Origin of the sequence: Pantoea sp. GM_Pan_4 (assembly GCF_026541005.1) — a bacterium.
Lineage (GTDB): Bacteria > Pseudomonadota > Gammaproteobacteria > Enterobacterales > Enterobacteriaceae > Pantoea > Pantoea dispersa.
This window is the reverse complement of sequence record NZ_JALNUZ010000001.1, coordinates 503278-515802: the sequence shown is the minus strand read 5'-3', so window position 1 is coordinate 515802 and position 12525 is coordinate 503278. Positions and strand designations below refer to the sequence as shown.

The window sequence follows — 12525 nt, the reverse complement described above, 5'->3', positions numbered from 1 at the left end:
GGCATCAGAAGCGGCTGTCCACGGCAGCCGCCAGCAGCGCCAGCACCTCCGCGCTGTCATCCCAGCCGAGGCACGGATCGGTAATCGACTGGCCGTAGGTCAGCGGCTGGCCGCTCACCACTTTCTGATTCCCCTCCTGCAGGAAACTCTCAATCATCACTCCCGCCACTGCCCGCGAACCGGCACGGATCTGCGCCGCCACGTCCTGCGCCACATCGCGCTGGCGGCGATGCTGCTTCAGGCAGTTGCCGTGGCTGAAGTCGATCACCAGCTGTTCCGGCAGGTTGAAGTCGCGCAGGTTGGCGGCCGCAGCGGCGACATCTTCAGCGTGGTAGTTTGGCTGACGCCCGCCGCGCAGGATCACGTGACCGTGCGGGTTGCCGCTGGTCTGATAAATCGTCATCTGCCCGGTTTTGTCGGGTGACAGGAACATATGGCTGACGCGCGCGGCGCGAATCGCATCAACCGCGATCTGCACATTGCCGTCGGTGCCATTCTTGAAGCCCACCGGGCAGGAGAGCGCCGAGGCCATTTCACGGTGAATCTGGCTCTCGGTGGTGCGCGCGCCAATCGCGCCCCAGCTGATCAGGTCGGCAATAAACTGGCCGATCACCATATCGAGGAATTCCGTGGCGGTTGGCATGCCGATGGCGTTGATATCCAGCAGCAGCTGGCGCGCGATAGCGATGCCGCGGTTGACGTCGAAGCTGCCATCGAGATCCGGATCGGAAATCAGGCCTTTCCAGCCCACCACGGTGCGCGGCTTCTCAAAGTAGGCGCGCATCACAATTTCCAGCCGGTCCTTGTGCTGTTCACGCAGCAGATTGAGACGCTCTGCGTACTCCAGCGCGGCCTTGGGATCGTGCAGCGAGCAGGGGCCGATAATCACCAGCAGGCGTGGATCTTCACCGGTCAGGATGCGCGCGATACGCTGACGCGCGGCGGTAACGTTAGCGGCAATCGCCGCCGAAATGGGGTGTTGTTGCGCCAGCGCGGCCGGCGTCAGCAGCGTGCCGATGCGCGCGGTGCGCAGTTCATCAGTTTTGTTCATTGGGATTCTCAAAAATCTGTTCTTCGCAGCGGTGAAATACCGGGAAGTGATGATGATCACAATAAACCATTAGCCCGTGAATTCAACCAGCTAAATCAAAAGGCTATTCATTACTGACGGCAGCCAGGCTTTACAACCTGGCAGGTGAGGTCAGTACATGCTGCGGCGCAGGCCCATGATGTCGAGGATTTTGGTGGCGATCTCTTCGACAGAGTAATTGGTGCTGTTGAGATAGCGAATCTGATGGGTGCGGAACAGCGCTTCCACTTCACCGACTTCCAGCCGGCACTGACGCATTGACGCATAGCGGGTATTTTCAGCGCGCTCCTGACGAATCGCTGCCAGCCGTTCCGGATCGATGGTCAGGCCAAACAGCTTGTGCTGATGGGCGCGCAGCGCAGGCGGCAGCTTTAGGTTATCCATGTCATCAGCGATGAACGGATAGTTAGCCGCGCGGACGCCAAACTGCATCGCCAGATACAGGCTGGTCGGTGTTTTGCCGCAGCGCGATACCCCCAGCAGAATCACCTGCGCATCTTCCAGCCCGCGCAGCGAAATACCGTCATCGTGCGCCAGGGTGTAATCAATCGCGGCGATGCGGGCATCGTACTTGCCTAAGTTACTGGCGGTCAGGCCGTGGGTGCGGTGCGCCACCGGCATCGAGGCCACGCCCAGTTCACTCTGCAGCGGTGCCACCAGCGCCTGCACGATGTCCTGGCAGAAGCCTTCGCTCTCCAGAATGATGTCGCGCACCTCCGGCGTGACAATCGAGAAAAACACCAGCGGGCGCACGCCGCTCTGCTGGTAGAGCGCATTGATCTGGGCTTTCACCGCCTGGGCGCGCTGCACATTCTCCACGAACGGCAGCGTCACGCTGTTGGTATTCACCGGAAACTGTGACAGCACCGCGTGGCCCAGCACTTCCGCGGTGATGGCGGTGCCGTCAGAGATATAGAATACGCTGCGTTCAGTGCTCATGGTTGACCTCATGCTTTTGTTTACTTTTGCGTAACATTATCGTCTAAAATATTTCATTTTCACTAAGGGTAAAATGAAATATCCATATCTGGCCGGCGAATAATCTATTTTTACGCTGCGCTGATTACCCATCATAGATGAAATACCGGGTTGTTCAGAGCTAATTTCTCGCTTTTGCCCGCGCGGGCGCAAAATAAAAACGGCAAGCGTTGCGCAACAAAAAACGCGCCTAACCTCATGAAAAAGTGAAAAATATCGCATTGCCAATAGGTTGGCAAAAAATAGCTGCGTTGCGCAACTAGGCGCTTTTCGGGGAGTAATCCGATTTTAACGCTGATTTTCTGCTTTAACGATTCAACACTTAGTCTTTATTAATTGATTGTGCCAGGCTGATTTGGCGAATAGCAAAATGTTCCATGTGCTCCAATCATTTAAAAGGATAATCTCAATGTCCAATCAAGACCAACAGTCGCTAGTGCTCTGGTACAACCAGCTTGGCATGCATGATGTTGATCGGGTAGGGGGCAAGAATGCTTCCCTGGGAGAAATGATTACCAATTTGTCGTCGCTCGGGGTATCCGTGCCAAACGGCTACGCGACGACATCTTACGCTTTTAATCAGTTTCTCGACCAAAGCGGACTGAACCAGCGTATTTATGCATTGCTGGACAACACGGATATTGATGATGTTGCAGCGCTGGCGCAGGCCGGCAAACAGATTCGTCAATGGGTGGTGGATACGCCTTTCCAGCCAGAGCTGGAAGCGGCGATCCGCAGCGCCTATGAACAACTTTCTGCTGATGACGCCGAAGCCTCCTTTGCGGTGCGCTCTTCGGCCACCGCCGAGGATATGCCCGATGCCTCGTTTGCCGGCCAGCAGGAAACTTTCCTTAACGTGCAGGGCTTCGACGCGGTACTGGTGGCCGTGAAGCACGTATTCGCCTCGCTGTTTAACGATCGCGCTATTTCATACCGCGTGCACCAGGGCTACGACCACCGTGGCGTGGCGCTCTCGGCAGGTGTGCAGCGCATGGTACGTTCCGATCTCGCCTCCTCCGGCGTGATGTTCACCATTGATACCGAATCCGGCTTCGACCAGGTGGTGTTTATCACCTCGGCGTTCGGTCTTGGCGAAATGGTGGTGCAGGGCGCGGTCAACCCGGATGAGTTTTACGTGCACAAACCGACGCTGGCCGCTAATCGCCCGGCGATTGTGCGTCGTACCCTGGGCTCGAAGAAGATCCGCATGGTGTATGCCGATTCGCAGGAGCACGGCGAACAGGTGCGCATTGAGGACGTGGAACAGGAACAGCGAGACCGCTTTAGCCTGACCGATGACGAAGTGCAGGCGCTGGCGCGCCAGGCGGTGCTGATTGAGCAGCACTATAAGCGTCCGATGGATATTGAGTGGGCCAAAGATGGCCACACCGGCAAACTGTTCATCGTGCAGGCGCGGCCGGAAACCGTGCGTTCCAACGGACAGGTGATGGAACGCTACAGCCTGCAGGGCAAAGGCAGCGTGCTGGTGGAAGGCCGGGCCATCGGCCATCGCATCGGTGCGGGTGAAGTGAAGGTGATTCACGACATCAGCGAGATGCACCGCATCGAAAAAGGCGATGTGCTGGTCACCGACATGACCGACCCGGACTGGGAACCGATCATGAAAAAGGCGTCGGCGATCGTCACCAACCGTGGCGGTCGGACCTGTCACGCGGCAATCATTGCGCGCGAGCTGGGCATTCCGGCGGTGGTGGGCTGTGGTGACGCCACCGAGCACCTGAAGGACGGTCATAAGGTCACGGTGTCCTGCGCTGAAGGCGATACCGGCTATGTGTATAACGATCTGCTGGACTTTGAAGTCACCAGCTCGCAGGTTGATACCATGCCGGATCTGCCGCTGAAAATTATGATGAACGTCGGTAACCCGGATCGCGCGTTTGACTTTGCCTGCCTGCCCAACGAGGGCGTTGGTCTGGCGCGGCTGGAGTTCATCATCAACCGCATGATTGGCGTGCACCCGAAAGCCCTGCTGGAGTTTGATCAGCAGACGCCGGAACTGCAGGCGCAGATTGGTCAGATGATGAAAGGCTTTGACGATCCGGTGGAGTTCTACATCGCGCGGCTGACCGAAGGGATCGCCACGCTGGGTGCGGCATTTGCGCCGAAGCGGGTGATTGTGCGGTTGTCGGATTTCAAAACCAACGAGTATGCCAACCTGGTCGGCGGCGAGCGTTACGAGCCGGAAGAGGAAAACCCGATGCTGGGCTTCCGCGGCGCCGGACGTTACGTGGCGGACAGCTTCCGCGACTGCTTTGCGCTGGAGTGTGAAGCCGTGAAGCGCGTGCGCAACGAGATGGGGCTGACCAACGTTGAGATCATGGTGCCGTTTGTACGCACCGTCGATCAGGCCGAGGCCGTAGTGGCCGAGCTGGCGAAGCAGGGCCTGAAACGCGGCGAGAACGGACTGAAGGTGATCATGATGTGCGAGATCCCGTCCAACGCGCTGCTGGCAGAGCAGTTCCTGCAGCACTTTGACGGCTTCTCTATCGGCTCCAACGACATGACGCAGCTGGCGCTGGGGTTGGATCGCGACTCCGGCGTAGTGTCGGCGCTGTTTGATGAGCGTAACGATGCGGTGAAGGCGCTGCTGTCGATGTCGATTCAGGCAGCGAAGAAGCAGGGCAAATACGTCGGTATCTGCGGCCAGGGGCCTTCCGATCATCAGGACTTTGCTGCCTGGCTGATGGAGCAGGGCATCGACAGCCTGTCGCTCAACCCGGATACCGTGGTGGAAACCTGGCTGAGCCTCGCTGAGCTGGACGCGGCCAAAGCGTAATCTGTTATACCTGCCTGGTGCCCGGCAATCGTCGGGCACCTGTCTGTTCTGCCATCCCACTTTTCATCACTTAAGATTGCCATAAACCCAGCGCTGACGGCGTTCACCGCCGGGCCGCTCTGTTTATCGCTGAATTGCAGACAAAAAAAAGCCCATCACAGGGGATGGGCAAAGACTACACACAGCAATTCTTCACTTTACTCAGGGGAAAAAGGTTGTTTAAAAATCAGTGGCTTGATTTAAAACATAATGAACATGTTATTCACCGCCGCCGCTGGCGTCTTTAAGAATCCTCTTATTAGTTTAAAGCTGATAATCTTTCATTACGTTTTATGACCCATCCGGCACAGGAATCAGTGCGAAAAATAATCATTTTATCGGTGCGATCGGGCTTAAACGCTGAAAAGTGCGTTTTTTCTTAAAAATCACTAATGGAAAAAATTATTGTGCCGCGAAATTAAGTGGTACGGATTAATGAGTGTTTACCACGGCTGACTAATTCAAATCGCGTTGGGTGATGTGAGGGAAAAGCGGATAAGCAAACCGGGCTGGACGCCCGGTTATGCGCCGGAAGCGCGTTACGGCTGCGGCTCTTCGTGTTCCGCCAGTGCTTCGATGGCCGTTTCCGGATCGTCATCCGGCGCCGGCGCTTCATGCATCCACACCGAAACCAGCCGGTAAGAGACCGCCAGCACGACCGGACCGATAAACAGTCCAATCATACCGAAGGCGATCAGCCCGCCGATGACGCCGGAAAGTATCAGAATCATCGGTAAATCAGCGCCCATGCGAATCAGCATCGGACGCAGCACGTTATCCAGCGTACCGACCACGCAGCTCCACACCAGCAGCACCGTGCCCCAGGTGGTGTCGCCGCTCCAGTAGAGCCAGATAATTGCCGGCACCAGCACAATCAACGGTCCAAGCTGCACCAGGCAGGTAAGAATCATTAATACGGTCAGCAGCGTGGCATACGGAATGCCGGAAATCGCCAGGCCGATGCCGCCCAGCACGCCCTGCACCAGCGCGGTCACCACCACGCCGAGCGCCACGGCACGGATCGCCTGACCGGCCAGCAGCACGGCGGCGTCACCGCGCCGTCCGCCCATGCGGTAGGCAAAGTGACGGATGCCGAGACCAACCTGCTCACCGCGCCAGTACAGCAGCACGCTGAACAGCAGCATCAGAGCAAGGTGCAGCATGAAACGGCCAAAGTGTCCGGCCTGGGCGACAAAGAAGCCGGTGGTGCGGCCAATATAAGGCTGGACCTGGCTCATGATCGCTGCGCCGCCGCCGTCGATCAGTTTATGGTAGCTGGAATAGAGTTTGCGTCCGGCATAGGGAATATCGCGCAGCCAGGCGAGATCCGGCAGCACCAGATGGCGCTGGGTCGCCCAGGCGATGACCGGCGCGCTGTTATCAATCAGGCTGCTGACCAGCAGCGCGATAGGAATAATAAACAGCAGCAACAGCAGAATCGTCATGGCAATCACCGCCAGCGAACGGCGACCCCACAGCAGTTGCTGCAGACGAATCATCAGCGGCCAGGTGGCAATCACCACCATGCTGGCCCAGGCGAAGCCGAGAATGAACGGCTGCACCACCCAAAGACAGGCAATGATCATCAGCAAAATAAACATCAGCGAGAACAACATTTGCGGTAGATCCACACCGCGTTGCAGGCTTTTCATCACAACACAGACCTCAGTAATCCTTCAGGAGGGCGCTCCGCGGCGCCTTCACAATGATGATCTATTTCCTGAAAATTAAACAGAAAAAGCAGCGCGACGCGGCCGTTTTCCTGAAAAAACAGCGGGCGGCAAAAAAATGTGATACAACCAAGAGCTGAAAAAAATTAACCACGCAAACGTTTACAACATCCCGGTCACGAAATAATGATCCCACAGATTTCTCAGGCGCCAGGCCTCGTTCAACTGGTGCTGACATTCCTGCAGTCGCTGAAAGAACAAGGTTTTACCGGCGACACCGCGACCAGCTATGCCGACCGCCTCACGCTCTCCACCGATAACAGTATCTATCAGCTCCTGCCCGATGCGGCGCTGTTTCCGCGTTCAACGGCGGACGTGGCGCTGATCGCCCGACTGGCTGGTGAGCCGCGTTTCAACAGCCTGGTGTTTACCCCACGCGGCGGCGGTACCGGCACTAACGGGCAGTCGCTCAATCAGGGCATTGTGGTCGACATGTCGCGCTACATGAACCGCATCCTCGAGATCAACACCGAGCAGGGCTGGGTGCGGGTAGAAGCCGGCGTGGTGAAGGACCAGCTCAACGCCTGGCTCAGGCCGTACGGATTTTTCTTCTCTCCGGAGCTGTCGACCAGTAACCGCGCTACGCTGGGCGGCATGATCAATACCGATGCCTCCGGTCAGGGATCGCTGGTGTATGGCAAAACCTCCGATCACGTCGAAGGCCTGCGTGCCGTGCTGCTGGGCGGCGAAATTCTTGATACGCGCGCCATGCCCACCGCGCTGGCGGAACAGCTGGCCACGACGCCGACCGCTGAAGGGCGCATCTATAAAGCAGTGCTTAACCGCTGCCGCGACCAGCGTGAACTGATTCTGGCAAAATTCCCCAAACTGAACCGCTTCCTCACCGGTTATGACCTGCGCCATGTGTTCAGTGATGATTTGCAAACTTTCGACCTGACGCGCCTGTTGTGCGGCGCCGAAGGCACGCTGGCCTTTATCACCGAAGCCCGGCTGGATATCACACCCATTCCCAAAGTGCGCCGGCTGGTGAACATTAAGTACGATTCGTTCGATTCCGCACTACGCAATGCGCCTTTTATGGTTGAGGCGCAGGCCCTGTCGGTGGAGACGGTGGATTCGAAAGTGCTGAACCTGGCGCGCGAGGATATTGTCTGGCATTCAGTCAGCGAGCTGATCACCGATGTGCCAGGCAAAGAGATGCTCGGCCTGAATATTGTCGAGTTTGCCGGCGACGATGCGGCGCTGATTGCGCAGCAGGTGACCACGCTGTGCGCGCGGCTGGATGAGCTGATGGCGCAGCAGCAGGGTGGCGTGATGGGCTATCAGCTGTGTGATGATCTGGCGGGCATTGAGCGCATCTATAACATGCGTAAAAAAGCGGTAGGTCTGCTTGGCAACGCCAAAGGGCGCGCCAAACCGATTCCGTTCGTGGAAGACACCGCCGTGCCGCCGGAGCATCTGGCGGATTACATTGTGGATTTTCGTGCGCTGCTCGACAGCCACGGCCTGAGCTATGGCATGTTTGGTCACGTGGATGCCGGCGTGCTGCACGTGCGTCCGGCGCTGGACATGTGCGATCCGCAGCAGGAGATGCTGATGAAGCAGATCTCGGACGAAGTGGTGGCGCTTACCGCGCGCTACGGCGGTCTGCTGTGGGGCGAGCACGGCAAAGGCTTCCGTGCCCAGTACAGTCCGGCGTTCTTTGGCGAAACGCTGTTTAATGAGCTGCGTCGCATCAAAGCGGCGTTCGATCCGGATAACCGTCTTAACCCCGGCAAAATCTGTACGCCGCTGGGTAACGACGAGCCCATGATGCAGGTCGATGCGGCCACGCGCGGCAGCTGGGATCGCCAGATTCCGCTGACGGTACGCAATGACTGGCGCGGCGCGATGGAGTGTAACGGCAACGGACTGTGCTTTAACTTTGACGTGCGCAGCCCGATGTGCCCGTCGATGAAAATCACCCGCAATCGTATCCATTCGCCAAAAGGACGCGCCACGCTAACGCGTGAGTGGCTGCGCCTGCTGGCGGAGCAGGGCGTCGACCCGCTTAAGCTGGAGCAGGCCTTGCCAGCACAGGGCGCCAGCCTGCGCAGTCTGATTCAGCGCACGCGCAATTCGTGGCATGCGAAGCAGGGCGAATATGACTTCTCGCATGAAGTGAAAGAGGCGATGTCCGGCTGCCTGGCGTGTAAAGCCTGTTCGACCCAGTGTCCGATTAAAATCGATGTGCCAAACTTCCGATCGCGCTTCCTGCAGCTTTATCACACCCGCTATCTGCGCCCGGTCAGCGACCATCTGGTGGCGTCGGTCGAAAGCTATGCGCCGCTGATGGCGAAAGCACCGCGGGTGTTCAACTTCTTCCTGAAACAGCCGTGGATGCGCGACCTCAGCCAGCGCCACATCGGCATGGTGGATCTGCCGCTGCTCTCCTCGCCGAGCCTGAAGCAGCAGCTGAGCGGCCACCCGGCGATGCGGGTCACGCTTGAGCAGCTGGAAGCCATGGATGCGGCCCAGCGCGAACAGCACGTGCTGGTGGTGCAGGATCCGTTTACCAGCTATTACGAAGCGCAGCTGGTGACCGATTTCATCCGGCTGATTGAAAAACTCGGCTACCGGCCGGTGCTACTGCCGTTCTCACCTAACGGGAAAGCGCAGCACGTGAAAGGTTTTCTGCAGCGCTTTGCCCGCACCGCCGGCAAAACCGCTGAGTTCCTCAACCGGGTGGCGCAGCTCGGTGTGCCGATGGTCGGTGTCGATCCGGCCACGGTATTGTGCTATCGCGACGAATATCAGCAGGTGCTTGGCGAGCAGCGCGGCACGTTCAGTGTGCAGCTGGTGCATGAATGGCTGCACGGCGTGCTGGCCGGGCGCGAGGTGCAGATCGCCAGCGGCGAAGCCTGGTATCTGTTTGCCCACTGCACCGAGGTCACGGCGCTGCCGTCAACGCCTAATCAGTGGCAGGCTATTTTTGCCCGTTTTGGTGCGAAGCTGGAGAACATCAACGTGGGCTGCTGTGGCATGGCCGGCACTTATGGTCACGAGAGTAAAAATCTGGCCAACTCGCTGGGCATTTATGAACTGTCGTGGCATCCGCAACTGCAGAAGCTGCCGCGTCAGCGCTGTCTGGCGACCGGCTTCTCCTGCCGCAGCCAGGTGAAACGCGCCGAGGGCAACGGTATGCGCCATCCGCTACAGGCTTTGCTGGAATTGATGTAAACAAATTGTAGGAGCCGTCACAAAGCTGGATTAGAATATCCAGCCTGCGTGGCGGACGAAATCACTTTGCAGGCGGGTCGCCTGGTCCCAGTCGCCGCTGAGCGCCAGTTGATGACACAAACGGGTCAGCGACAGGCGCGCCAGCTGGTAAGCCTGAATACGGAACAGGCGATCGCGATCGGCATTGCCCATCTCCTGCACTAAGCGGTGGTGCAGCTTGCCCATCGCGTGCAGGTAGCTGTGATCGTCGCCGTTCAGCTGGCAGATTTCGGCCATGTCGAGACAGGTATCGTTAAAACGACGCAGTTGTTCAATGGAACAATCGGTGCGGTTGAGCTTTGCCTGAGCCAGATAGAAGTCGACGGTGATATCACGGACCGAAAACTTATATTCGTCGATTTTGTGTTGTAACCAGGCTGAGACGGAAAGCGTCATGTCGCCACCCAAAGTAGGTTAATGATAATCATTATCATATTAAACCGCGCCAGGAATGCAATTCCCGCCGTGAAATTTTATTGATTTCCTTTGCCTGTTACAAAAATCGGCAATAACAATCTCTTTACATTCAGCAAAGGCGTAACCTATCAATCAGAGCATAAACGTAAAAAGCGAACTGGAAAATTTACGGCTTATGAACAGGTTACGTTCTGACGGCGCGCGCGGGAATGGCGCGCACAAGCTGGTGGGAAGGGACTATGCTTAATAAAGCAGCAGTAAAAAACAGCACGAGATGATTATCCCTGCAAAACAAGAGGTTGAAGTGATATCTGATATCACTACCATAGGGGGATAGCCTGAAAAGGCCCAGACTTACGAGGTAGCACTATGTCATCAGTAAATGCAGCGTCTTTTTCACCTGACGAATTCGTCTGGAAAGGGCTCACGCTGACCGAGTCGGCAGCGAAACAGATTCTCAGCCTGGTGGAACAGGACCCGGAAGTTAAGGGCCTGAAACTGGGTGTGAAACAGTCCGGCTGTGCCGGTTTTGGGTACGTTATGGACCTGGTGAAAGCGCCTGCCGATGACGACCTGCAGTTCGAGCAATATGGCGCAAAACTGTTTGTGCCGCTTCAGGCGATGCCGTTTGTTGACGGTACCGAGCTGGATTATGTCCGCGAAGGCCTGAACCAGATTTTTAAATTCAACAACCCTAAAGCTCAGCACGCCTGCGGGTGCGGTGAAAGCTTTGGCGTCGAGTAAGTGAAATATGTCACGACACAGCGAAGCATCTGACGATGTACAAACCTGGGAAGGCAGCCTGAACTATAAAGAAGGCTTCTTCACCCAGCTGCAAACCGACGAACTGGCACACGGCATCAATGAAGATGTGGTGCGTGCCATTTCGGCCAAACGTAACGAACCCGAGTGGATGCTGGAGTTCCGTCTCAAGGCGTTTCGCGCCTGGCTGGAGATGGAAGAGCCACACTGGCTGAAAGCGCACTACGACAAACTCGATTATCAGGATTACAGCTACTATTCCGCGCCGTCCTGCGGCAATTGCGATGACAGCTGTGCCTCTGAACCGGGTGCCACCCAGACGTCCGGCAGCGTCGCCTCCAGCGATTACCTGACCAAAGAAGTGGAAGACGCGTTTAACCAGCTGGGCGTGCCGGTGCGTGAAGGCAGAGAAGTGGCGGTGGACGCCATTTTCGACTCGGTGTCCGTGTCGACCACTTATCGTGACAAGCTGGCTGAGCAGGGCATTATTTTCTGCTCCTTCGGTGAAGCGATCCACGATCATCCGGAGCTGGTACAGAAGTATCTTGGCACCGTGGTGCCGCACAACGATAACTTCTTTGCTGCGCTCAACTCGGCGGTGGCGTCCGACGGTACCTTCGTCTACATCCCGAAAGGCGTGCGTTGCCCGATGGAGCTGTCGACCTATTTCCGCATCAACGCCGCGAAAACCGGTCAGTTCGAACGTACCATTCTGATTGCTGATGAAGACAGCTACGTCAGCTACATCGAGGGCTGTTCAGCGCCGGTGCGCGACACCTACCAGCTGCACGCAGCGGTGGTTGAAGTGATCATCCACAAAAACGCCGAAGTGAAATACTCCACGGTGCAGAACTGGTTCCCGGGCGGAGAAGGCGAGGGCGGTATCCTCAACTTCGTGACCAAGCGTGCGCTGTGTGAAGGCGAGCACAGCAAGATGTCATGGACGCAGTCCGAGACCGGCTCAGCCATTACCTGGAAATACCCGAGCTGCATCCTGCGCGGTGATTACTCAGTGGGCGAATTCTACTCCGTCGCGCTGACCAGCGGTCGCCAGCAGGCCGATACCGGTACCAAGATGATTCACATTGGTAAAAACACCAAATCGACCATCATCTCGAAAGGTATCTCAGCCGGTAAGAGCCAAAACACCTACCGCGGCCTGGTGAAAATCATGCCGACTGCGACTAACGCGCGTAACTTCACCCAGTGTGACTCGATGCTGATTGGACCGGACTGCGGTGCGCACACCTTCCCGTACGTGGAAACGCGCAACAACAGCGCGCAGCTTGAGCACGAAGCCACGACGTCGCGCATCGGTGAAGATCAGATGTTCTACTGCCTGCAGCGCGGCATTAGCGAAGAAGATGCGATCTCGATGATCGTCAACGGCTTCTGTAAAGACGTTTTCTCCGAGCTGCCACTGGAATTCGCCGTGGAAGCGCAAAAACTGTTAGCGATCAGCCTTGAGCACAGTGTCGGCTGATGCCACACGC

Annotated in this window: 8 protein-coding genes and 1 other RNA gene; 4 read left to right on the top strand and 5 right to left on the bottom strand. The window is 57.2% G+C overall.

Translation table 11 applies throughout. The features are described 5' to 3' along the window. Window positions 1-4 precede the first annotated feature (4 nt). Both OXR61_RS02465 and OXR61_RS02460 read right to left on the bottom strand, forming a co-directional pair. A complete protein-coding gene (locus tag OXR61_RS02465) occupies window positions 5-1051 on the bottom strand; it encodes a 3-deoxy-7-phosphoheptulonate synthase (protein WP_021506238.1) in 1047 nt (348 codons plus the stop codon). A 150-nt stretch (window positions 1052-1201) separates the two neighbouring features. Then, a complete protein-coding gene (locus OXR61_RS02460; protein WP_021506237.1) occupies window positions 1202-2029 on the bottom strand; it encodes a pyruvate, water dikinase regulatory protein in 828 nt (275 codons plus the stop codon). A 448-nt stretch (window positions 2030-2477) separates the two neighbouring features. Here OXR61_RS02460 and ppsA point away from each other — a divergent pair, with 448 nt between their 5' ends. Next, complete coding sequence (gene ppsA / locus OXR61_RS02455) at window positions 2478-4865, top strand: phosphoenolpyruvate synthase (protein ID WP_031279179.1); 2388 nt, start codon at window positions 2478-2480, stop codon at window positions 4863-4865. Window positions 4866-5005: 140 nt separating this feature from the next. Here the strand turns inward: ppsA and rprA are convergent. Further along, an RNA gene (rprA, locus tag OXR61_RS02450) (antisense sRNA RprA) lies at window positions 5006-5113 on the bottom strand. A 330-nt stretch (window positions 5114-5443) separates the two neighbouring features. Further along, window positions 5444-6556 (bottom strand): AI-2E family transporter YdiK, encoded by a 1113-nt coding sequence (gene ydiK / locus OXR61_RS02445; protein ID WP_021506235.1) that lies wholly within the window; start codon window positions 6554-6556, stop codon window positions 5444-5446. Between the two features lie 204 nt (window positions 6557-6760). On the opposite strand from ydiK, the gene OXR61_RS02440 reads away from it, so the two are divergent. Beyond that, a complete protein-coding gene (locus OXR61_RS02440) occupies window positions 6761-9814 on the top strand; it encodes an FAD-binding and (Fe-S)-binding domain-containing protein (RefSeq protein ID WP_021506234.1) in 3054 nt (1017 codons plus the stop codon). 30 nt (window positions 9815-9844) lie between these two features. On the opposite strand, the gene OXR61_RS02435 is transcribed toward OXR61_RS02440, so the two are convergent. Further along, window positions 9845-10249: a hypothetical protein gene (locus tag OXR61_RS02435; RefSeq protein WP_021506233.1), complete on the bottom strand. Its 405-nt coding sequence runs from the start codon at window positions 10247-10249 to the stop codon at window positions 9845-9847. A gap of 390 nt (window positions 10250-10639) precedes the next feature. Here OXR61_RS02435 and sufA point away from each other — a divergent pair, with 390 nt between their 5' ends. Beyond that, on the top strand, window positions 10640-11014 hold the full coding sequence (gene sufA, locus OXR61_RS02430; protein WP_010616252.1) for a Fe-S cluster assembly scaffold SufA: 375 nt from the start codon (window positions 10640-10642) through the stop codon (window positions 11012-11014). Window positions 11015-11021: 7 nt separating this feature from the next. Then, window positions 11022-12515, top strand: coding sequence for a Fe-S cluster assembly protein SufB (gene sufB, locus OXR61_RS02425; protein WP_021506232.1), 1494 nt, complete (start codon window positions 11022-11024; stop codon window positions 12513-12515). Window positions 12516-12525 lie beyond the last annotated feature (10 nt).